This is a genomic window from Phaeobacter sp. CECT 5382 (assembly GCF_001457775.1).
Lineage (GTDB): Bacteria > Pseudomonadota > Alphaproteobacteria > Rhodobacterales > Rhodobacteraceae > Pseudophaeobacter.
Window position 1 is genome coordinate 1 of sequence record NZ_CYSG01000009.1, and the last position, 22,262, is coordinate 22,262.

22 protein-coding genes and 1 tRNA gene are annotated in these 22,262 nt (G+C 56.3%); 8 read left to right on the forward strand and 15 right to left on the reverse strand.

Annotated features, from left to right (window positions below; genetic code table 11):
- Positions 1–436: 436 nt before the first annotated feature.
- A tRNA-Leu gene (locus tag PH5382_RS11045) sits at positions 437–522 on the reverse strand.
- Between the two features lie 737 nt (positions 523–1,259).
- Between PH5382_RS11045 and PH5382_RS11050 the strand changes: the two genes are divergently transcribed.
- Positions 1,260–1,838: a YqaA family protein gene (locus PH5382_RS11050; RefSeq protein ID WP_058334449.1), complete on the forward strand. Its 579-nt coding sequence runs from the start codon at positions 1,260–1,262 to the stop codon at positions 1,836–1,838.
- Between the two features lie 2 nt (positions 1,839–1,840).
- A complete protein-coding gene (locus tag PH5382_RS11055) occupies positions 1,841–2,317 on the forward strand; it encodes a disulfide bond formation protein B (RefSeq protein WP_058334450.1) in 477 nt (158 codons plus the stop codon).
- Between the two features lie 6 nt (positions 2,318–2,323).
- On the opposite strand, the gene PH5382_RS11060 is transcribed toward PH5382_RS11055, so the two are convergent.
- Positions 2,324–2,749 (reverse strand): Lrp/AsnC family transcriptional regulator, encoded by a 426-nt coding sequence (locus PH5382_RS11060; protein WP_058334585.1) that lies wholly within the window; start codon positions 2,747–2,749, stop codon positions 2,324–2,326.
- Positions 2,750–2,866: 117 nt separating this feature from the next.
- Between PH5382_RS11060 and rocF the strand changes: the two genes are divergently transcribed.
- The 3 genes from rocF to PH5382_RS11075 are packed head-to-tail and all read left to right on the forward strand — an operon-like array spanning position 2,867 to position 5,759.
- The gene (gene rocF, locus PH5382_RS11065) at positions 2,867–3,793 is read left to right on the forward strand and encodes an arginase (RefSeq protein WP_058334451.1); all 927 of its coding nucleotides are present in this window, start codon (positions 2,867–2,869) and stop codon (positions 3,791–3,793) included.
- A complete protein-coding gene (gene ctlX, locus PH5382_RS11070; RefSeq protein WP_058334452.1) occupies positions 3,790–4,716 on the forward strand; it encodes a citrulline utilization hydrolase CtlX in 927 nt (308 codons plus the stop codon). Before rocF ends, ctlX begins: the two co-directional genes overlap by 4 nt.
- Positions 4,713–5,759, forward strand: coding sequence for an ornithine cyclodeaminase (locus PH5382_RS11075; RefSeq protein ID WP_058334453.1), 1,047 nt, complete (start codon positions 4,713–4,715; stop codon positions 5,757–5,759). Before ctlX ends, PH5382_RS11075 begins: the two co-directional genes overlap by 4 nt.
- Before the next feature lie 66 nt (positions 5,760–5,825).
- Here the strand turns inward: PH5382_RS11075 and PH5382_RS11080 are convergent, their stop codons facing one another.
- Positions 5,826–6,410 carry an HNH endonuclease gene (locus PH5382_RS11080; RefSeq protein ID WP_058334454.1) on the reverse strand — a complete coding sequence of 195 codons (585 nt, stop codon included), beginning with the start codon at positions 6,408–6,410 and terminating at the stop codon, positions 5,826–5,828.
- Positions 6,411–6,658: 248 nt separating this feature from the next.
- On the opposite strand from PH5382_RS11080, the gene PH5382_RS11085 reads away from it, so the two are divergent.
- Positions 6,659–7,417 (forward strand): pseudouridine synthase, encoded by a 759-nt coding sequence (locus tag PH5382_RS11085; protein WP_058334586.1) that lies wholly within the window; start codon positions 6,659–6,661, stop codon positions 7,415–7,417.
- A 90-nt stretch (positions 7,418–7,507) separates the two neighbouring features.
- On the opposite strand, the gene PH5382_RS11090 is transcribed toward PH5382_RS11085, so the two are convergent.
- Together PH5382_RS11090 and PH5382_RS11095 are read right to left on the reverse strand one after the other, a co-directional pair.
- A complete protein-coding gene (locus tag PH5382_RS11090) occupies positions 7,508–8,173 on the reverse strand; it encodes an alpha/beta hydrolase (protein WP_058334455.1) in 666 nt (221 codons plus the stop codon).
- Positions 8,170–8,829, reverse strand: a complete 660-nt coding sequence (locus PH5382_RS11095; RefSeq protein WP_231751855.1) for a DNA-3-methyladenine glycosylase family protein — start codon at positions 8,827–8,829, stop codon at positions 8,170–8,172. Before PH5382_RS11095 ends, PH5382_RS11090 begins: the two co-directional genes overlap by 4 nt.
- A gap of 95 nt (positions 8,830–8,924) precedes the next feature.
- Here PH5382_RS11095 and PH5382_RS11100 point away from each other — a divergent pair, with 95 nt between their 5' ends.
- Positions 8,925–10,142 carry an MFS transporter gene (locus PH5382_RS11100; protein ID WP_058334456.1) on the forward strand — a complete coding sequence of 406 codons (1,218 nt, stop codon included), beginning with the start codon at positions 8,925–8,927 and terminating at the stop codon, positions 10,140–10,142.
- Between the two features lie 87 nt (positions 10,143–10,229).
- Here PH5382_RS11100 and PH5382_RS11105 read toward each other — a convergent pair whose 3' ends face one another.
- From PH5382_RS11105 to PH5382_RS19745, 5 genes are all read right to left on the reverse strand, one after another.
- Entirely contained in the window at positions 10,230–11,006 is a 777-nt protein-coding gene (locus PH5382_RS11105) for a squalene/phytoene synthase family protein (protein ID WP_058334457.1), read from the reverse strand.
- The gene (locus PH5382_RS11110) at positions 10,996–11,979 is read right to left on the reverse strand and encodes an alpha/beta hydrolase (RefSeq protein ID WP_197410039.1); all 984 of its coding nucleotides are present in this window, start codon (positions 11,977–11,979) and stop codon (positions 10,996–10,998) included. The genes PH5382_RS11105 and PH5382_RS11110 overlap by 11 nt, the downstream gene beginning before the upstream one ends.
- Positions 11,976–13,598, reverse strand: a complete 1,623-nt coding sequence (cimA, locus tag PH5382_RS11115) for a citramalate synthase (protein WP_058334458.1) — start codon at positions 13,596–13,598, stop codon at positions 11,976–11,978. The genes PH5382_RS11110 and cimA overlap by 4 nt, the downstream gene beginning before the upstream one ends.
- On the reverse strand, positions 13,595–14,968 hold the full coding sequence (gene cysS / locus PH5382_RS11120; protein ID WP_058334459.1) for a cysteine--tRNA ligase: 1,374 nt from the start codon (positions 14,966–14,968) through the stop codon (positions 13,595–13,597). The genes cimA and cysS overlap by 4 nt, the downstream gene beginning before the upstream one ends.
- A gap of 283 nt (positions 14,969–15,251) precedes the next feature.
- On the reverse strand, positions 15,252–15,779 hold the full coding sequence (locus PH5382_RS19745) for a hypothetical protein (protein ID WP_156414889.1): 528 nt from the start codon (positions 15,777–15,779) through the stop codon (positions 15,252–15,254).
- 448 nt (positions 15,780–16,227) lie between these two features.
- Here PH5382_RS19745 and PH5382_RS11135 point away from each other — a divergent pair, with 448 nt between their 5' ends.
- Positions 16,228–17,781 carry a trimethylamine methyltransferase family protein gene (locus PH5382_RS11135; protein ID WP_058334462.1) on the forward strand — a complete coding sequence of 518 codons (1,554 nt, stop codon included), beginning with the start codon at positions 16,228–16,230 and terminating at the stop codon, positions 17,779–17,781.
- A gap of 84 nt (positions 17,782–17,865) precedes the next feature.
- On the opposite strand, the gene PH5382_RS11140 is transcribed toward PH5382_RS11135, so the two are convergent.
- The 5 genes from PH5382_RS11140 to sufC are packed head-to-tail and all read right to left on the reverse strand — an operon-like array spanning position 17,866 to position 22,194.
- A complete protein-coding gene (locus PH5382_RS11140) occupies positions 17,866–19,086 on the reverse strand; it encodes a cysteine desulfurase (RefSeq protein WP_058334463.1) in 1,221 nt (406 codons plus the stop codon).
- Positions 19,079–19,663: a Yip1 family protein gene (locus PH5382_RS11145; protein ID WP_058334464.1), complete on the reverse strand. Its 585-nt coding sequence runs from the start codon at positions 19,661–19,663 to the stop codon at positions 19,079–19,081. The genes PH5382_RS11140 and PH5382_RS11145 overlap by 8 nt, the downstream gene beginning before the upstream one ends.
- Positions 19,660–20,157, reverse strand: a complete 498-nt coding sequence (locus PH5382_RS11150; RefSeq protein ID WP_058334465.1) for a hypothetical protein — start codon at positions 20,155–20,157, stop codon at positions 19,660–19,662. Before PH5382_RS11150 ends, PH5382_RS11145 begins: the two co-directional genes overlap by 4 nt.
- Complete coding sequence (locus PH5382_RS11155) at positions 20,157–21,437, reverse strand: SufB/SufD family protein (protein ID WP_058334466.1); 1,281 nt, start codon at positions 21,435–21,437, stop codon at positions 20,157–20,159. Before PH5382_RS11155 ends, PH5382_RS11150 begins: the two co-directional genes overlap by 1 nt.
- 1 nt (position 21,438) lies before the next feature.
- The gene (gene sufC, locus PH5382_RS11160; protein WP_058334467.1) at positions 21,439–22,194 is read right to left on the reverse strand and encodes a Fe-S cluster assembly ATPase SufC; all 756 of its coding nucleotides are present in this window, start codon (positions 22,192–22,194) and stop codon (positions 21,439–21,441) included.
- Positions 22,195–22,262: the final 68 nt, after the last annotated feature.

The following is a 22,262-nucleotide window of genomic DNA, read 5'->3' on the forward strand; positions in this document are numbered from 1 at the left end:
GCTCTTGGCATACCCGTTACCGAGCCCGTAGGATAATTCCGTCCGGGGAAAGGGGAAGTCCCCTCAGAAACCGATTTGTGCAACAAAGCCGGTCCAAGTTGAAAATTCGAGCATGGTCTGTCTGTAGTCCAATGAGTTTATGGCCTCCGGCGTCGGTCGGCGGTAGCTTAGCGCACCGTTGTGATAGGTTATCGACGAGGCAGGCGGTGATATGTGTGTTGGGGCTTAATGTGGTCAGCGAAGAGTATCCTGCCCAGCAAACCACCTTTTGGCTTACTCACGCGCTTCCCGATCAGTTTTTCACCGATCTCCGCAGTAATTTCCTTAGCGGTGCGCCCCAGACGTTGGGCGTCGCGGTGCTTGGAGTTGAACGACTCGGCAAGCCGTGCGGTCTCCTTAGGAGGCACCACATTCATGTTAAATTTTCCCTTGAATGTGGTGCCTCTCCCCGGACTCGAACCGGGACGCCCTTGCGAGCAAGAGATTTTGAATCTCTCGTGTCTACCATTCCACCAGAGAGGCACTGAGCGCTGGTTTAGGTGGCGTTTCGTTGGGGGTCAACCCATTACCGTGGTGTTTTTTCTTCGACGGTTTTCCACGTCTTCGGCAGTGAAGGACCGACGGTATGTCTGACTGGTCTGAGCTGCCTCTAGTTTCCGAGAATCCAGCTTGGGTCATGCCCTTTTGTCCTGCTTCATAGTCAACTGATGTCAGCATGCCATTGTCTGCGGGCTTGCGGATCCGGGAAGCGAAAGCGCATCTCAATCTTTGAGGGAGAGATCGACGCTATGATTGCCTATCAGGCACATGGCTTCAAATGGCCTGCAGTGTTCCTGATCAACGGCACTGGCGATGACCTGAGCGGTGACGTAGAGATGTGTCCCGTGTCACTTTAAGCCGTGACCTGCGCCGAGGGGTCTTTCCCGCAGATGAAATCAACTTCTTACACCAAGATACGTAGATTATCTTTCTGTTTCATAGAGTAAGATATGTGCATGAGAGGGGATTTTGCACCTTCGGGCAGGTGTTGCGGTCCAGCTACTTGGGGTTACTTGCCCTTGATCTACCAATCCGCCACTTGGGCAACGCCCTTTTTCCGATCTAAGCCGCTACGGAAGGTCTAGAAGAAACATCGGTCATGACCGGAGAAATTGACAAACGTCCTCAGCAACATTCCTCTTGTTGCACCACGACCTTGTTGACCTGTTCCGTCTTGCATGCGAGGCCCTGAAGATCTCTTGTCAATCAGGTGAACCCGAATGCTTCGAAGGCTCTATGACAGAACCATGTCCCTGGCGGATCATCCCCATGCTCTGTGGTGGCTGGCAGCGGTTTCCTTTGTAGAAAGTTCTGTTTTTCCGATCCCGCCAGATGTGCTGATGATCCCGATGATCCTGGCACGCCCCTCGCGTGCCTGGCTGATTGCTCTCGTGGCTCTCGTGGCATCGGTTGCAGGGGGGATGCTCGGATATGCCATCGGCGCCTTTTTCTACGAAAGCCTAGGGCAGCCAATCCTAGAGGCTATGGGTAAAGGGGACGCCATCGCTGAGTTCAATAGTAAATTCAACGATTTCGGTTTCTGGGCTGTGCTTGGCGCGGGGATCACTCCGTTTCCTTACAAGGTCATTACCATCATGTCCGGCTGGACAGGTATGCCGCTGATGACCTTCGTTGCGACCTCGATCCTGGCCAGATCCCTTCGTTTCTTTATCGTGGCCGGGCTTCTGAAAGCCTTTGGCGCACCAATTCGTGATTTTATTGAACAGCGTTTGGGACTTGTCTTTACCGTGTTTGTAGTGCTCCTGTTTGGCGGCTTTCTGGTGGTGAGGTATCTTTGAAAATGCAGCGGATTTTGATCCTGGTCGCAGCAGCTGGATCTGCGGCGATGATGGCAGGCGCACTCGGGTTTCAGTACATTGGCGAAATGCCACCCTGTAAAATGTGCTACTGGCAGCGCTACCCTCATATTTCGGCAGCGGGCCTTGGTTTGCTGGTACTACTTCTTCCAGGCGTCACCCTGCCCTATCTCGTGCCTCTGGCTTATCTCGGGGCATTGGCGGCTCTGTCGACCGCCGGGATCGGGGTCTATCACAGCGGTGTTGAACGTGGTTTTTGGGAGGGACCGACCACCTGCACCTCCGGCCCCATCGGGAACCTGACACCGGAGCAGCTGATGGAGCAGATCATGGGCGCGCCTCTGGTTCGGTGCGACGAAATCCCATGGGAAATGCTTGGCATATCAATGGCAGGCTGGAACGCGGTCGCCTCGCTTGGCCTAGCCTGCATCTGGATAGTTGCAGCCCGCAGCAGGACCTGAAACAGATTAACTGTCTTTCTTGGTTGCCAGCAATAGGTTCGTCTCGCTGCTGACAATCCCGTCAAAGGTCCGGATCTTGGCAAGAGCTGCATCCAGTGTTTCCAGTGTTTCGGTCCCCAGCTCAACGATAAGATCCCAGCGGCCATTGGTGGTGTGAATAGCGCGCACCTCTGGCAGGCCCTGCAATTGGCGGGTTATGCGGCTGGCACCACGCCCTTCGATGCCGATCATCATCAAGCCGCGGACCGGATCCCGTAGGGCATCTTCTTTCAGCACAACAGTAAATCCGAGGATGTCCCCCTTTAGCTGCAACCGTTCAATCCGGGCGCGGACTGTCGTGCGCGATAGATCCAGCTGCAGCGCAAGATCAGACAGGCTGGCGCGTGCATTATGCCGCAGCGCTGCGATGAGCCGTTCGTCCGTTTTGTCCACAAAACCCTCCAATTTGTATAGTGCACCTACATAACGGGCAAATTGGATGGTTTCAACCACCCCATATCGGAGCTTTTAAAGACACCATCATAATGCGCATTTCTGGAGAGGCTCACCGTGACCGTAAAGAATTGTATCCTCATCGGGGCCCCTGTTGACAGCGGCAAGCGCCGCGCCGGCTGTTTGATGGGGCCGGATGCCTTTCGCACGGCGGGGCTGGCACAGGCTCTAGCCGGTTTGGGCCATAAGATCGAAGATCTGGGCAACCTCACCGCTGCCCACCACCCCGAGGACCAGGATGACAGCCCGGTCTATGCGCGTCATCAGACCATTGGCTGGACCCAATCCCTGTCGCAAGCGGCTAAAAAAGCCATGTCTCAGGGCCTGCCGGTTTTTCTGGGTGGCGATCACTCGCTCTCGCTTGGATCGGTCGTGGGCGTTGCCAATTATGCCGCCTCGGTGGACCGCCCTCTCTTTGTTCTCTGGCTAGATGCGCATACGGATTTTCATACGCCGCATACATCAGACAGTGGAAATCTGCACGGTACACCTGTTGGATATTTCACAGGCCGCAGCGGTTTTGACGGCTTTCCAGAGGTTGCGCACCCCGTTCCGGAGGAAAACGTCTGCATGATCGGCCTGCGGTCTGTTGACACCCCAGAGCGGCTAGCGCTCGAAGGCAGTGCTATCCACCGTCATGACATGCGCGACATTGATGAAAACGGTATCGCAGGTCCTTTGGCGCGTTTTCTGGAGCGCGTCGCTGCTGCCAATGGCTTACTGCATGTCTCGCTGGATGTGGATTTTCTCGACCCGTCCGTCGCCCCGGCTGTCGGCACCACCGTTCCCGGTGGCGCCACAGTGCGCGAAGGTCATCTGGTCTGTGAAATGTTGCATGATTCAGGTTTGATGACCTCGCTGGATTTGGTTGAGCTGAACCCATTTCTGGATGAACGCGGTCGCACTGCGCATCTGATGGTGGATCTTTGTGCGTCGGCATTGGGGCGTCGGGTGTTTGACCGCCCAACCCGGAGCTACAATTGAGCATCCTGCAGGCCCCAAGGGCCGTGGTCATGATCCGGCCACATCATTTTCGCTCAAACCCGGACACCCAGGCAGACAATGCCTTTCAGACCGCAACCAGTCAGCCGGAACAGGTCCGCAACCTTGCACTGAAGGAATTTAACACCGCCGTCACCCAGTTGCGCACTGCTGGGGTCACGGTGCATGTGTTTGACGATGAAACGCAGGACACCCCGGACAGTGTGTTCCCCAACAACTGGTTTTCGACCCACGCCGGGGGCCATATTGCCATCTTCCCAATGTTTGCCTCCAACCGTCGTCAGGAGCGCCGCTGGGATGTCATTGAAACCCTGAAACAACGCTACCGGGTTCAGGATGTGATTGACTATTCCGGCCTCGAAGAGGACGGGCTGGCGTTGGAGGGAACCGGAGCCATGGTGCTCGACCACATTGGTCGCATCGCCTATACGGTTAAATCCAACCGTGCCGATCCGGTTCTTCTGGAACGCTTCTGTACCCATTTCAACTATGAACCAATGGCTTTTGAAGCGCGCGACGCCAATGGCCGAGACATCTACCACAGCAACGTTTTGATGGGCATCGGCACAGAGTTTGCACTGATATGCCTTTCTATGATCACAGACCCTTCACGTCGCGGCGAAATTGCAAAGCGGCTTGAGGAAACCGGTCGCAACGTTATTGACCTTAGCCAAGATCAGATCGCCAATTTTGCCGGTAACTGCTTTGAGCTGACAGGCAACGATCGTCTTCTGGCACTCTCGGCGCGCGCGCTGGACGCTCTGACGCCGACGCAGGTCGCAGCAATTGAACAATCGGCACGACTGCTGCCCATTTCCATTCCAACACTTGAAACGGCGGGAGGATCGGTGCGCTGCATGCTGGCCGGGATCCACCTAAGCCCCCGCGAAAGGACCATGCTATGACCACTCCTTCCCACAAGGCGCTTGTCCCCTTTGTCAGCGTCGACAACATGATGCGTCTGGTGCACAACATTGGTATTGAAACCATGCTGCGCGATCTGGCCAGCTATGTTGAAGACGATTTCAAACGCTGGGAGCTGTTTGATAAAACCCCGCGCGTGGCCAGCCACTCAGAGGTCGGCGTGATCGAGCTGATGCCAACCTCGGATGGTGAGGCCTACGGCTTCAAATACGTCAACGGTCATCCCAAAAATACCTCGGAAGGGCTGCAAACGGTTACCGCTTTTGGCCTGTTGGCAGATGTCTATACGGGCTATCCGGTGCTCTTGACAGAAATGACCATGCTGACGGCTCTGCGCACAGCTGCGACATCAGCAATGGTTGCCAAGTATCTGGCACCAAAGGGGTCCCATACAATGGCGATGATCGGAAACGGCGCACAGTCCGAGTTTCAGACATTGGCAATGAAGGCGATCTGCGGTTTGAAAACCGTGCGCCTGTTTGACAAGGATCCAGCCGCCACCGAAAAATGCGCCCGCAACCTAGGGCGCGCCGGTATCGAAGTTATTCGCTGTAGCTCTCCCGAGGAGGCGATCGAGGGTGCACAGATCCTGACCACCTGTACCGCCGACAAGCAAAACGCCACAATCCTAACCGACAATATGGTCGGCGCCGGCGTGCACATCAACGCCATCGGGGGCGACTGTCCGGGCAAGACGGAATTGGCTGCAGGCATCCTGAACCGGTCTGATGTCTTTGTGGAGTTCCCCCCTCAGACCCGCATCGAAGGTGAGATCCAGCAGATGCCAGAAGATTTTGCCGTTACCGAATTCTGGGAAGTGATCACCGGCGCGAAACAAGGTCGGCGCGATGACAAACAGATCACCCTGTTTGACAGTGTCGGTTTTGCGATCGAAGACTTCAGTGCCCTGCGTTACATCCGTGATCGCATCAAGGACACCGAATTCTTCATCGAGCTGGACATGCTGGCAGACCCCGATGATCCGCGTGATCTGTTTGGTATGCTTGAACGCTCCAAAGCCTGAACACAGCTCTGAAAAACAGGATAACGCGCAGATAAATCTGCGCATTATCATTTTTAGTCAATGGCTTCAGGCGTCAAGCTCGGTGTCCCAATACAGAAAATCCATCCAGCTGTCGTGCAGATGGTTGGGCGGAAATTTGCGGCCTGTATTGCGCAACTCATCGGCGCCCGGTTGACGCGGAGGCTTGCGCAATGACATGCCGAGCGTATGCAGCGATTTTGAGCCCTTTTTCAGATTGCAAGGCGAACAGGCCGCGACCACATTTTCCCAGCTTGTAATACCACCGGCCGCGCGTGGCACCACGTGATCAAAGGTCAGATCACCGCGTGCGCCGCAGTACTGACAGCAAAATTCATCCCTCAAAAACAAATTAAAGCGCGTGAAGGCCACGCGCTTTTGAGGTTTTACATAGTCTTTCAGTACAACTACCGAAGGTATTCGGATTACTGTACTGGGGCTATGAACCACTTCGTCATATTCCGCCAGAATATCCACCCGATCCAGCCAGGCGGCCTTGACCGCGTCCTGCCAGCTCCAGAGCGACAGCGGATAATAGGAGAGAGGCCGGTAATCCGCATTGAGCACCAGCGCGGGATGCTGCTTCAACGCTGCTGGATCCCTTACAAAATCAGTTCTGAAATCGCCATCCATGATGCTACGTCTTCCTCACCCTGTCTGCCCGTTCTCGGCACCAGAGCGGGGAACCCGCCCCAGCATAACTTTACTATATATCGTGGTTTACGTCTGACAAGCCCCAGCCAACCACCATATTTCGCGAGCTGGATAGCCTGCTCTTATGACAACGCCATGACGCGGTACAATAATGGGTTGATTGAAATACGATCATGGCAGGAAGTGCAGGTCTTGCAAGCTGCGCCCAGCCCGCCTATTGCGACGCCATGCCCCGTCTTATCCGCTTTAACAAACCCTTTGATGTGTTGCCTCAGTTTACTGACACCGGCAACCAAGGAGGGCCGCGTAAAACGCTCAGCGACTTTATCGACTGTCCCGGCGTCTATGCGGCCGGACGTCTGGATCGCGACAGCGAGGGGCTGATGCTGTTGACAGATACTGGCAGGTTGCAGGCCTGGATCAGTGACCCGCAGCATAAGATGGCCAAGACCTATTGGGTCCAGGTCGAAGGTACGCCGGACGCCGCAGCAATTGCAGCCCTGTGCAAAGGGGTAGAGCTGAAAGACGGCATGACCCGCCCTGCACAGGCAAAGCTGATGGAAGAGCCAGAGGGGCTATGGGCCCGCACGCCCCCTATTCGCGACCGCAAGTCGATCCCAACCAGTTGGATCTCTTTGACACTGCGCGAGGGCAAGAACCGTCAGGTGCGGCGGATGACAGCTGTAGTAGGGTTTCCCACCCTGCGCCTGATCCGCTACAGCATCGGCGCCTGGACCTTGGATGGACTCACGCAGGGTAGCTGGGATGATCTGGAAGTTCCAAAAGTTCCGGCGCGGGCAAAGCCCTCTCAGCTACCAAACCGACGCGCAATCGCGCGTAAGACGGTTGCGCCGCAGGATCGAAGCCACGCCCGAAACCAGGTCCAAGGGAATGTCGAGGAAACAAAATCTGTTTCGGTAAAACAAGCAAAGACCGTGCAAAAGCCAAAGCCCCGAAAGCCTCGGGCCAAGACGAAAAAACACTGAAACATGTTTTGAAATACACGGCCTACTGGTGGCAATTCCTATAGAAAAACTGGAGTGCCACAGCGACACTCCAGCAAGAAATTCAGCACCTTACAGGCCGAGTTTATCCCGCATAAAGGCCAGCGACACACTTAGGCCGTCCGGGGCAATACCGTGACCTGTGCCCTTCATGACATGGGCAAACACATCCTGAAACCCGGCTTCACCTAGGGTTTCGGCTGCTTCTGGCAGCGACTGCGGTGGCACCACATCATCGGCGTCACCATGCACCAGAAGCACCGGCATCCGGCTTATCACTTCATCCTTAAAGGTGTCAGGCGACAGCAATCGGCCGGAAAAGGCCACGATCCCTGCAACCGCATCCTCACGCCGGGGGGCGACATGCAGGCTCATCATTGTTCCCTGCGAGAATCCAAACAGAACGACCTGTTCCGGCAGCACGTCTTCATCCACCATCAGCGCATCAAGAAAGGCGTTTAGGTCTTCGACGGCAGCGTTCATGCCCCGCATGCTTTCTTCTTCGGAAGAACCATCAATCCAGGGGATCGGAAACCACTGAAACCCCATAGGGGCGCCAGCGCAGTTTTCTGGTGCGTCGGGCGCTACAAACAGCGTGTCTGGCAGATGCTCCGACAGTGGATCCGCCAGACCCAACAGATCAGCGCCATTGGCGCCATAGCCGTGCAGAAACACCACAATTGATCGGGTCACCCCAGAGAGCGGCTCTTTGCGCTCGGCATTCAGTACGCGTGTCATCGGATCCCTTCCCTGTCCTTTGCCACATGGTAATAGGCCCAGAGAATGCGGGCCGCAACCGATCGCCAGGGCGACCAGTCTTTTGCCATCTCGCGCAGGGCGCGTTCCTTTGGGCGCTCTTCTAGCGCAAACAGAACCCGCGCGGCCTCCTGCAGGGCAAGATCTCCTGGGGCAAAGACATCGGCGCGCCCCAAAGAAAACATCGCGTAGATCTCTGCGGTCCAGACACCGATGCCGGAAACCTGCGTCAAGGTTTTGATCACATTCTCTGTAGGAGCATCGCGTAACGCATTGAAATAAATACCAGCGCCAGCCAGCGCACGGGCATATTTCGCCTTTTGCCGGCTCAGGCCAATGCCGCGCAGCTCTTCTTCTGTTTTGGCTAAAACGGCTACCTCGCAGGTTAGCCCCGCATCCTGTAGGCGCTGCCAGATCGCCCGTGCTGAGGCGACACTCACCTGCTGGCTGACAATCGCGCTAAGCAGCTCTGCGAACCCATCCGGTTTGCGCCGAAGCGGCAGAGGGCCGCAAAGGTCCAGTGCCTGTGCGAAGCGATCGTCGTGATTGGCAAGCCAGTCAGCACCTTCGCTTACGCAGGCGTCCGACCGAATAATTCGCCCAGCCGCAGGCGCACAGTCCAAAACAATTGACGTCACGTTACTTTTCCTTAACCCGTTATCTTTCTCAACCGACACTATTCGTGATGCGCTTGCGGCTTGTTCCCTTGGACCTAGGCGGATAGGCATCCCACATGACAGTTAGCATGACCACCCCGAGCGACAGCGTCGCCAAGAAAAACGTAGCCATCCTGGTTTTGGCCCAGGCTTTCCTCGGCGCGCAGATGCCGATGATCTTTATCATTGGCGGCCTCGCGGGTCAGTCCCTAGCCTCCAACCCCTGCTTTGCGACATTGCCAATCTCGTTGATTGTGGCGGGCTCGATGCTGGCAGCGACACCTATTTCGTCGATCATGCAACGCTTTGGCCGCAGGGTTGGTTTTATGACAGGTGCCGGATTTGGAGCCATGGGCGGCATCATTGGTGCCTATGGCCTGTATCTCGGCTCCTTTCCGATTTTTCTGCTCGGCAGCCTTCTGACCGGCGTCTACATGAGCGCGCATGGCTTCTATCGCTTTGCCGCCGCCGATACCGCCTCAGAGGCATACCGCCCCAAAGCGATTTCCTATGTGATGGCGGGCGGGCTGTTGTCGGCGATCATTGGCCCACAAATCGTCAAGGCGACAAGCCAGGTTTTTGTCATTCCCTTTCTCGGAACCTACCTAGCGGTGATCGCCATCAACGTAGTTGGGTCCGGGTTGTTCCTGTTTCTGAATATTCCCAAGCCACCGGCCCCGCGCGCGGACCTGCCCAAGGGCCGTAGCCGAATGGAGCTGTTGAAGACGCCCACGATTGCGGTCGCCGTGATCTGCGCCATGGTGTCCTATGCACTGATGAACCTGGTGATGACCTCGACGCCGCTGGCGGTCGTGGGCTGTGGGTTTACCGAAGGCAATGCCGCAGACATCGTCACCAGCCATGTTCTGGCTATGTATGTTCCCTCCTTTTTCACCGGTCATCTGATCGCCCGTTTCGGGGTGCAAAAGATCGTTGCCGCTGGTTTGTTCATTCTGGCGGGCGCCGGGGTTGTGGCGCTTCAGGGGGTTGATCTAGATAACTTCTTCATCGCGCTGGTGCTTCTTGGCGTTGGCTGGAACTTTGGCTTCATCGGGGCCACGACAATGCTGGCTGGCGCCCATGAGCCCGAAGAGCGCGGCCGGATGCAGGGCCTCAACGACCTGTTGGTCTTTGGCGGTGTCACCATGGCCTCGCTGGCTTCCGGCGGCTTGATGAATTGTTCTGGCGGCAATCCAGTCGAGGGATGGAATGCTGTGAACATGGCCATGGCGCCCTTTCTGGTTCTAGCCGGGGGCGCACTTCTCTGGTTGGCACTGCGCCCGAAGGAAGTCTGACATTTTCGAGATCCCAAATCAAAAAAAGGCGCCCAATGCGGCGCCTTTTTCATATCAGATGATGAAAGCCTATGTGACACCGAATAGCTACCAGCGCCCCGATGCGGAGCGCCATATCAGGCCCGTTCTACGGCGAAATTCGCTTTGCCCCAAACTACCATTCGCGACGCGTTCGGGGTTCTGGCTGGCCTGTTTCAGAATGCCCCTGGCTTGCCACCCTGCCAATAGGGCGGCTGAAGCTTCTTTTGAAACCAGATGTCGCGCTTTTTGTGCCGCTGTGAGTTCAGCCAGCCCATGCCGGGCCAGTTTCTGAACGCCCTTTGCTGTACCATCCAAAAGCGGCACACGTTTTTGCGCCTCAAGGGCTGGAATGGCCAGCAACCAATTGGCGATACCAACACCATAGGCAAATCTTCGCACGATGGCTTCATCGGCCTCGCCCAAGGACGCCGCTGCCATCCACATCAGACTGCCGCTGGTATCATCAATGTATTTGGCGAACGCCGCCTCATCAGCAAAGGGATCCCGGTAGATATCCCAGCGCCGTGCCTCTGCCATGACATCAATATTGATGGCTAATTCTGGCTTCAGCAGCCGCCCCAAAGGCGTTGAAACATTATGGCGGCGCACCGGGCCACCCTGTTGGATTTCGGCCCCGATATCACGCCACCACTGCACCCGCATCTCAGCTATCATACTTTCCTGGCTAGCCCAGGGGGCGCGGGAAAGCTCGATATTGAAAGCATAGAGCGCAAACAGGAGCGGACGCGCAGCAACAGGGGTAGCCATTGTAGCCAAAAACCGATCCGGGTCGGCCTGTTGAACCAATTCGGCGCAGCTTGTGAGGTCGTCGTCAAAGATCATCCAAAAACCCCTTTATGGCCTTCAGCGTCGCCGCATTATCCACCAGATCAAGATGACCGACACCTGCAATAGTTTTATAGCTACCCTTATCGGTCAACGCCTGCATCACTGGTTCAAAGGCCTCTGCAACAAAGGCTTCGTCCTCGCTACCGACCACAAGCAGGAATTCCGGAAGAGCGGCGACATCCCTGCCGTAATCCGCGCGGGGCGAAAACGACCTGTTCATGCGATAGCTATAGGAGGTGGTTGCAAGGTCTCCCAATGGCCCCTCAAGAACAGCTTGCGGCATGTTGAATTCAATGGCGGTCAAATGATTGAGGGCAGAAATGCCAACCCCGTTCAACATAGTCAGGCCGATTAGCCGGCGCGTCAGTGGCCTCGCCCAGCCACCGGAGTTTGGCCGCACAGTCGCGGCATCATACTTTATGAACGGTGCCAAAAGCACTGCCTTGTCGACTAAATTCCCATGTTCTCCTCCAGCGAATCGAACTGCCAGGCCGCCACCAGAGGAATGCCCCAACAGAACCACCTGTTGCCCTGGTTTGGCCTTGGCCGTGATCAGATCTGCCAGATCGTCCTCCAGCTGGCCGATGTAGTTGACGTCGCCCCGCCGCCCCGGCAAAGCCCCGTGGCCGCGAAGATCAGGTACCACCACGTTCCCAGCAAGACGTGGAGCCAGCTCCATGAATTGCAGGCCGTTCCAGCCGGAGCCATGCAGCAAGATGATCAATGGCCCCGGCCCAGTGTCAAAATTGCGCACCTGCAAGCCGTAGCCATCCCGCATCAGTACCGAATGCGCTGCAGGTGTAGACGCTGGGGCCTCTGCCGGGTTCCTAGCTAGAATCTGCTTAAAATCCAGCGTCTTGCCAGTGGCCAGAACTCCCTGCGGAGACTGCGAGGCGATCAAGCCGAAAGGCACAAATACCGTTATCCCGAGAGAGATCAGGGCTGTACGCAGCACCTTTCGGGTCACTGCGCCTCTCCGCTGTCGCGGATCAGCTTCCAGCGCATCGCATCGAGCAAGGCATCAAAGGAGGCGTCAATTATGTTGGCGCTGACGCCAACCGTGGACCAACGACGTCCCTTGCTGTCTTCGCTGTCGATGATCACGCGGGTGACAGCTTCGGTGCCGCCCTGGGTGATGCGCACCTTGAAATCCACCAACCGCATGTCGTTGATGGTGTCGGAATAGCGCCCCAGATCCTTACCCAGCGCCTTGGCCAATGCGTTGACCGGGCCGCGGTCATTTCCGGTTTCATCCATGGATTCACTGACGGACAGACGTTTTTCTCCGTCAACTTTGACGACAACAACCGCCTCCGACAAGCTGACCATCCGGTTGTACTTGTTCTTACGCCGCTCGACCGTAACCTTATAGCGTTTGACCTCAAAAAAATCAGGACATTGACCAAGCTCGCTGCGGGCCAGCAGCTCAAACGAAGCCTGTGCCGTGTCGTAGGAGTAGCCTTCGGCCTCGCGCTCTTTGATCCGATCCAGGATCCGCGCCAAGGCAGGGTCGCCTTTTTCAACAAACAGCCCCGCATCCTTGAGCCGCTTGCGCAGGTTCGACTGCCCGGCCTGATTGGACATCGGAATAATACGTTCATTTCCCACCTGTTCGGGGGCAATATGTTCATAGGTGGTAGGATCTTTCAGGATCGCACTGGCATGCAGCCCCGCCTTATGGGCAAAAGCCGAAGCCCCCACATAGGGCGCTTGCTTCATCGGAACCCTATTCAGAATATCATCCAGCATCCGGCTGAGCTTGGTCAGGCCGGACAACGCCGTCTCACTGACACCAGTTTCGAACTGACTGGCATAGGGTTCCTTCAACAGCAAAGTCGGGATCAGGCTGGTCAGATTGGCATTTCCGCAGCGTTCCCCCAACCCATTCAAAGTCCCTTGGATTTGCCGTGCGCCAGCCTCTACCGCAGCCAAAGAACAAGCAACCGCGTTTTCGGTGTCATTATGCGTGTGAATACCAAGGTTAGCCCCCGGGATACCCGCGGCGCAAACTTCACTGACGATGCGATAGACTTCATGCGGCAGCGCGCCACCATTGGTGTCGCACAGAACCACCCAGCGCGCGCCGGCCTCCAATGCCACACGGCAAGCTGCCAGCGCATAGTCTGGGTTATCCTTGTAGCCGTCAAAGAAATGCTCAGCGTCATAGAGCGCCTCGCGCCCCTGGGCCACAATATGCGCAACAGAGGCACGAATGTTGTCGAGGTTTTCCTCGAGAGAGATCCCCAGCGCATGGGTGACGTGGTAGTCATGGCTTTTGCCGACCAGACAGACCGCCGAGGTCCCAGCATTCATCACCGCCGCAAGGACATCATCGTTTTCGGCCGACCGCCCTGCCCGTTTGGTCATACCAAAGGCGGTCAGAGTGGCACGGGTCTTTGGGGCTTGGTCAAAAAACGCGCTGTCTGTTGGATTGGCGCCAGGCCAGCCCCCTTCTATGTAGTCAATACCCAAGGTATCAACCGCCTCGGCGATCTGCTTTTTTTCTTCAGTGGCGAATTGCACACCCTGTGTTTGCTGACCGTCACGCAGGGTGGTGTCGTATAGATACAGCCGCTCTTTGTTCATTCCAGCCCCTCCAGCTTGACCGGATCAAAGCCAGCCCCCGGAACCAGTTCCACCCCGGCCTTGCTCATGCGCACCTCTAGCCCTGCCGCAACAAAGGCAGTCTTCAGGCGGTCTACTTCGGCAAAATCCTTGCTCGCCATCGCCTGCTCGCGGGCTTTGAGCAACTGTGTCTCATAGGTCGAAAGATCGACCTCCGGCACTTCTGCCCAGTCGCCCAGATTGTCGCTCAACAAACCAAGCAGCCGCGCCGAGGCCAGGAGTCTAGGCGCATCGCTGGCGGCTGCCAATTTATGCATCTCTGCAAGTGCACCTGCGGTATTTAAGTCATCCGCCAGTGCGTCCAGAACCGCGGCAGCAGCGCTGTCTGCGGGCTCGATGCCCGCTGTCAGTGCTCGCCACTTGCGCAGCGTCGCCTCGGCCTCTTTGGCCTTCTTTTCAGTCCAGTCCATTGGCTTGCGGTAATGTGTCTGCAAAAAGACAAAGCGGATCACCTCTCCAGGCACCCCTTGGTCCAACAAATCATGCACTGTGAAAAAATTGCCCAGGGATTTGGACATCTTTTTCCCCTCGACCTGTAGCATCTCGTTGTGCAGCCAATATTTTGCAAAACTGTCATCGCCATGCGCGCAGCAGCTTTGCGCGATTTCGTTTTCATGATGCGGGAACATCAGGTCATTGCCGCCGCCGTGGATATCAAACGTCTCCCCCAGCAGCTCGTAGGACATCGCTGAACATTCAATATGCCAGCCGGGGCGTCCACGCCCCCAAGGGCTGTCCCAGCCGGGCTGGCTGTCATTCGAGGGTTTCCAAAGCACAAAGTCCATCGGGTTTTTCTTGTAGGGGGCCACCTCGACCCGGGCGCCCGCGATCATGTCGTCCACCGACCGACCTGACAGTTTGCCATAGCCTTCGCGCCAACTGTCGACCGCAAACAAAACATGTCCTTCTGCGGCATAGGCATGCCCTTTGGAGATCAGATCCGAGATCATCGCCACCATCTGCGGAATGAACTGCGTCGCACGCGGCATTGCATTCGGCTCCAGAGCGCCAAGCGCGCCCATATCATCGAGAAACCACTGGATGGTCTCATCGGTAATCTCGCCGATCGAGCGCCCAGTCTGCGCGGCACGGGCGTTGATCTTGTCGTCGACATCAGTGAAATTGCGTACATAGGTCACATGATCCGCGCCGTAGACTTCTCGCAGCAGACGGTACAGAACATCAAACACCACCACCGGACGGGCATTGCCCAAGTGGGCCCGGTCGTACACTGTCGGCCCACAGACATACATCCGCACATTTTCTGCATCAATCGGGACGAACTCCGTCTTTTTGCGGCTCTTGGTGTTGTGCAGTTTGATCGTCGTCATGACAGCTCCTTGGACGGGTATAAATATGCAGGCGCGCAGCGCGGGCATAGCAACTTGTCAAGGTGAAGAAAACGACAGAAACTGGCCCGCTGAAAGTATCAGCAGCGAATACAGCAAATAATCAGGGTGCAGTTCTGGGTCATAAAAAGAGGCATAGCATCTCTTTTAAACGCATCCAAGCCTATTCGGTATCAGACCTATTTCGGTATCGGGCCAATTCGGTTTCAGGCAAGCCTAGTCGATACCAGGAATCGTCGTCTGAGTTCTGGAACTTGAGCACAAATCAAAAGCGAAAGGCAGCGCGAACCGAAATAGTTTCCACCCGCTGCCGGTCTTGAACTTCATGTTCTGAGAATGAGTGATGCAAAAACTCTCCCGTCAACTGCAGCGCCCGGTTGATCGACACCCGCAGGCCTATCCCGACAGTCTCGCCATCAGTTTCCCCCTGTCGGCTCGTACCTTCATGTGATCCCAAGATGACATAACCCAGGCTGCGCCCAAAATCATATCCCGCACGCAGATCAACCCGATCGGCCTCTGACATCATCGGAATTCCCACTCTGTTTGCAGCCCCGCGCTGGCTAAACGATCCTCCAACAACCAGTGCCCCGTAATCCCGGTTGGCGTCGATTTGAAATCCTCCCTGACCTAACTGAGTGATCCCTGTCGCCGACGTAGGTTGATCCGGTCTCGTGATAGTAACACTGGCCGACGTCCAGTCCCCGCAGATGGCTGCACCTGCCGTCGCGGCGACAATGAATCCCCCGGCAAAAACAGCTCTGACCTGATTTCGAAATTTGGCGTTTGGCATGTTCTCTTGCCCTGTTTTTGCGCCATTCCAAGCGCGACACCCTTAGGCCCTTAGTCTCGACTGAAAAGCTTAAGGTTTTGATCTGCCACTGTGTCCGCTGAGGTTTTTTTCTGCCAGCCCTGGCTGCACCCCCTATAGGTCTAATTTGACTACATATTTTGTAATATTTCCAATCTGTTCCCCTTAGCTCAGTACAAAGGGATGAGGATTTGGTGTGAAAAAGATACCGCTTTTTTCATCACAGGTCGCAAACACGCTAGAATCGGTCCTTAAAACTGCAAAGCTGGAGGTCCAAACTATGGGGTCCGATATGTCGGCAGAAAGAAGCGTGATCAGTCTGATCTGGCGTACCATCGGTGCCGCCAGAGGGCGTGCCGCCCGGGGCCGCCCCGGCAAAGCGTTCGACTAAACCTTCTGAAGACCACCTTTCCGTAGTTAGGATACCCCAATGACCGATCAATCCGGCTCCCCCGCCCGTGCCCTGCGCAGCGGCGGCCGCGCGGCTCGTCGCGCAGCACGTTCCTCAGCCCTTCCTGAACACCTACGCCCTATTCGCCCCGGCATGGATGGCGGCACCTTAAAACCTCTGACTCAGGACGGGATGGAACGCATCCACCGCGCCGCTCTCGACGCGCTGGAACAGATAGGTCTGGCTGATGCGCCCCCAAGCGGGGTGGAATACCTGACCAAGGCTGGCTGTATCCAGGGCGACGATGGCCGGATCCGCTTTCCACGAGCCCTGGTCGAGGACATGCTCACCAAGGCAAACCGTTCCATCACCCTATGCAGTCGCGATGGCAAGCACGACCTGGAGCTATCCGGCAACCGGGTTCACTATGGCACCGCTGGTGCTGCTGTTCATATGGTTGATGTCGAGGGCCGCAATTACCGCGATTCCACGGTGCAGGACCTGCATGACGCCGCAAGGATCTGCAACCAGCTGGACAATATCCACTTTGTGCAACGGCCCATGGTCTGCCGCGATATTGCCGACAATCTGGAGATGGATCTGAATTCGATCTATGCGACCACCTCTGGCACCACCAAACACATTGGCGTCTCGTTCACTGAGCCGGGCTTTGTGGCGCCTGCTGTTGAAATGCTGCACATGATCGCCGGTGGTGAGGATAAATGGCGCGAACGTCCGTTCGTTTCAAATTCCAACTGTTTCGTTGTGCCGCCGATGAAATTCGCCACTGAAAGCTGCGAGGTCATGGAAGAGTGCATCAAGCACGGGATGCCGGTTCTGCTGCTGTCGGCAGGAATGGCGGGTGCCACGGCACCCTCTACCATTGCCGGCGCCATCACCCAGGCCGTTGCCGAATGTCTGGCGGGACTGGTCTATGTCAATGCGGTCAAGCCAGGTGCACCGGCAATTGTTGGCACCTGGCCCTTCGGCCTTGATCTGCGTACCGGGGCCATGACCATGGGATCCGGAGAACAGGCTCTCCTGACGGCCGGCTGCGCCCAGATGCACAAATTCTATGGATTGCCAGGCGGTGCCGCCGCCGGGGCTAGTGACTCCAAACTCCCGGACATGCAGGCTGGATGGGAGCAGATGTGTTCCAACGTCATGGCCGGGTTATCCGGTCTGAACATGGTCTATGAAGCCGCAGGCATGCATGCGTCTCTGTTGGGTTTCTGTCATGAATCCCTGATCCTGGGCGATGATCTTATTGGTCAGGCCCTGCGCTGCGTTCGCGGGATCGAAGTGACCGACGAAACCCTGGCGCTAGACCAGATCGCCGAAGTTTGTCTCGGCGGAACCGGGCATTACCTTGGCACCGAACAAACCCTGGGTCGTATGCAAGCGGACTATGTCTATCCGACCCTTGGCGACCGCACCTCTCCCAAGGAATGGGCGGAAATGGACAAGCCTGACCTGCTGCAAAAAGCCAAAACCCGAAAAGAGAAGATCCTGTCAGAACGCTCCGCCGCCCGGTTCGACCCGGAACTTGATCTGGCTATCCGGGGGAAATTCAACATCCACCTCGGCGCTTAAACTGTTGAGAAAAAGACAAGAGGGAGAGCCAATTTTGCTCTCCCTCTTTGTTTTCAACGTTTCACTGTCAACTGATCCACAGATTTACGCAAAGAGATCATGCGCCAACTCAAGTGCGTCGATCAACGTGTCGATTTCCGCTTTGGTGTTATAAAGCCCAAAGGAAGCCCGGCAGGTTGCAGAAACACCAAGATGTTCCATCAAAGGCCCGGCACAATGGTGGCCAGCGCGAACGGCGACACCTTTCTTGTCCAATATGGTCGAGATGTCATGGGCATGCGCTGCGCCTTCCATGGTGAAGCTAAAAATTGCTGCCTTCCCAGAAGCTTGACCTTGAACATTCAACCAATTTAGACCAGCGAACTTGGCACCTGCATAGTCGCGCAGCCCAGCCTCATGGGCGGCAATGTTTTCCATACCCAGAGACATCATGTAATCCAATGCAACGCCAAAACCGATGGTCTGTACGATGCCCGGTGTACCGGCCTCAAATTTCATCGGAGGGTCATTATAGACCACGGCGTCCTTGGTGACTTCCTTGATCATATCACCGCCCCCAAGAAAGGGCCGCATCTCAGCCATGCGGTCGGGATGCACATAGATTGCCCCGGATCCTGAAGGCCCGTAGAGCTTGTGTCCGGTGATTGCGAAGAAATCGCACCCGATGTCCTGCACATCAACCGGCATGTGAACGGCACTTTGCGACCCATCCACCAGAACCGGAACGCCCTTTGCGTGAGCACCAGCCGTGATGGTTTTTACATCGACGACGGTTCCCAACACATTGGAACATTGGGTAATCGCCACCAGTTTGGTTTTCGGCCCGATAGCATCGATCACCGCCTGAGGGTCAAGGCTACCGTCGAGTGCGGTATCCACCCATTTCAAAATCACACCCTGGCGTTCACGCAGGAAATGCCAAGGTACAATATTGGCATGGTGTTCCATCACCGACAGCAGGATTTCATCTCCTGCCTCCAAGCGCGGCATTGCCCAGCTGTAGGCCACCATATTGATGCCCTCTGTGGTGCCGGAGTTAAGCACAATACTGTCTTCGCTGGCGGCATTCAGGAACTTGGCAATGGTCCCACGCACGCCTTCGTATTTCTCGGTCGCAAGGTTCGAAAGGTAGTGCAAGCCCCTGTGAACATTGGAATACTCATGCGAATAGGCTTGATTGATTGCCTCAATGACCACATTGGGCTTCTGAGCAGAGGCGCCATTGTCCAGATAGGTCAGCGGCTTGCCATTGACCTGCCGGGACAGGATGGGAAAGTCGCCACGGATTTTTTCTAAATCATACATTTTCAGGCAGTCCAATGGTATCAGGGCCGATCAGGCCAACGACAAAGATCATGGCAAAGAACACCAGAATGGTCGCCATGACAACCACCGCAAGAGCCCGCCAAAGGGAGGCAAAGCCATGCGCTTCATTGACAAAGTTCAACAAGACAAAGAACAAAAAGACATTGGCGATCAGGCTGAGCAAGCTGCCAAGCGCAGGTGACAGAACCGTCACAGCAATCAGCATCGTCTGCACCACCATCTGGACCAGTTGCAGCCAGACCAGCAATGTCAGCATCGGCATGAACCGACCAGTGCCGCCAAGAAAACGTCCGCCAATCGAAAGCGTCGCTGCAAAGCCAAGGCTCATCAACGCGGATATTCCGAGATAGGTCCCGGTCGAAAAGTTCAAGAATGACAGCTCATCTACCAGCGGATACCAGTAGTTCAGCAGAGTATAGGAGAAGGTGTTAAGGGTTATCGCCAGAAACAGCCCAGTCCAGACCGCCTCAGACGGCCATTGACGCAACAGGATGTTGCGGGCGGCAACGCCTGGCTGGCGCAGGGTCAACACCAGGAAAGACCACAAAAACCTCATGCGGTCACCTGCGGCTTACCCCAATAGGCCTGATACATTCCTGCGCTCCAAAACCAGAAAAACACCGCGGCCCAAAGCCCCCCGACCAATGTCAGACCAGGTCCTGGCCCGACCATTCCGGCAACTAGACCATTCAGCAACATCAGTGGGCTGGCTGCCAAAAAGGACCAGAACAGAACCAGCCGGGCAGCATAGCTGTCACCGGTACCGCGCGCTGCACGGGCCAGCAGGTGAAAGATCCAAGCAAGGCTATAAAGCGCTAGCGGGGCGATGAAGATGATCCCCAACAAGGCACCGCCCATCAGCATGTTCTGCTCCTGCCCGGTCAGATGCGCCTCACGAGCCAAACTGGGCATGCGAGAGACGAACATCAAAGAACAGCCAGCCATCACGATGGCAAGCAGACGGTCTTCGCGTTGTCCCATTGCCAGGAGCCGCGCAACGACGCGGCGCGGCCCCCGATAGGTCGCAATGATATCCTGAGTGACAGGCATTAGCGACGCCGCGACAGCCAGCCTTCGAGGCGGGCAACGATGGAGGCGGCGATTTCGGGGTCTTCGACCTCGTCCACAGCCTCTGCCAGAAAGGCCAGGGTCAAAAGATCCGTCGCCTCGCCTGTCGGGACCCCGCGCGAACGCAGATAGAACAGGGCTTCTTCGTCAATTGCACCAGTGGTGGAGCCATGCGAGCAGATCACGTCATCGGCGTAGATCTCAAGCTCGGGCTTGGCGAGGAACTGGCTGTCGTCATCCAGCAAAAGCGATTGGCTGATCTGATAGCCATCGGTTTTCTGCGCGCCCTCTTTGACCAGGATCTTGCCCTGAAAAACACCAGTGGCGCCATTGCGCAGCACCTTTTTGAACACCTGACGGCTTTCGCAATTGACCGCATCATGAGTGATGAACACCGTGTCATCGTGATGGAAATCACCATCTCCGACGCAAGCGCCTGCAATATGGGCAATGGCGTCATCACCCAGTAGCTCGATCACAGCCTCGTTCCGGGTCAGAACACCGTTGACGGTCAGCGTGAAGCTTTTGAACACCGATTCCGTGCCGAGACGCGCGAACATATGCGTGGCCGCGCGGCGTTCGTGGTCGCGCCCCTGTGCACGTACCAGATGCAATTTGCCGGTGTCGGCGACATCGATCTCCATACATTTGTTGAACCGCGAGGCAGCTGGGCCGTTTTCCAAAATGGTGACTTCGGCACCAGATTCGACCCGGATCACGTGGTGCAGAATGGCATCGGACATTTCATCCGAATGCACATAGACCAAGTTGATCGGCTTCGAAGGCTTCCCAGTCACATGGATGGCAACACCATCCTGTGCAAAGGCAGTGTTGAGCGCCGCCAGAGGGCGTTCCACCGGGTTTTGACCACGCGCCTCAAGCACGCCATAAAGATCCTTGGCCCAATGGATGTCCTTGCCGCAGATATCTGCGATCCGGTCAATCGTGACACCTTCAAGGCTCAGATCATCAGAGGCTTCTGGATCAAAGACACCATCCACAAAAACGACCCGCAAACGGTCAAATTCATTGAACATTGGCTCTTCATCGGTCGCAAAGACAGTGGCCTTGCTCACCTCAGCTGCGGTCAGTGTATCGGGCCGGGTGTATTTCCAATACTCGTCTCGCCGACCAGGCAGACCCATGGTCTGGACCCGCGACAGGGCTGCATGACGCGCTGTCTCGAGGCAGCCGCCTTCGGGCAGGGTCAGCGCAGCGAGCCGCGCCTCGGTTGCGGTTTGTTTCACATCTGCCAATGCCATCTTATGCAACCTCTGCCAAGATGCCGGCATAGCCGTTGTTTTCGACTTCGAGTGCCAGTTCCGGGCCGCCGGTCTTGACGATGCGACCATTGGCCAGAATGTGCACGACATCGGGTTTGATGTGGTCCAGCAGGCGCTGATAGTGAGTGATCACTAGGAAGCCACGGCCCTCGTCACGCAGGGCGTTGACGCCATCGGCGACCAGTTTCATCGCATCGACATCCAGACCGGAGTCTGTTTCATCCAGAATGCACATCTTCGGCTCAAGCATGGCCATCTGCAGAATTTCATTCCGCTTTTTCTCGCCACCGGAGAAGCCAACATTGACCGGACGTTTCAACATATCCGCGTCGATCTTCAATTCCTTGGCCTTCGCACGCACCATTTTCAGGAATTCGGCTGCCGACATTTCTTCTTCGCCGCGCGCTTTGCGCTGTGAATTTACCGCGGTGCGCAGGAAGGTCATATTGCCAACACCGGGAATTTCCACCGGGTATTGAAACGCCAAGAACACACCCAATGCCGCGCGCTCTTCTGGGTCCAGCTCCAACAGGTCCTCACCGTCCAGCGTGGCGCTACCCTCGGTGACTTCATAGCCATCACGACCGGACAGAACATAAGACAGTGTCGATTTTCCAGAACCGTTTGGCCCCATGATAGCATGCACCTTACCGGCCTCCACCTTGAGGTCGAGACCCTTTAGGATCTGCTTGTCTTCGTCTTCAAGTTTGACGTGCAGGTTTTTGATTTCGAGCATTTTTTCCTCGTTTACATATCTGGTGGGCACCGGGCCCGCGTTATTTCAAGCCCCCTTACGGGGGCGAA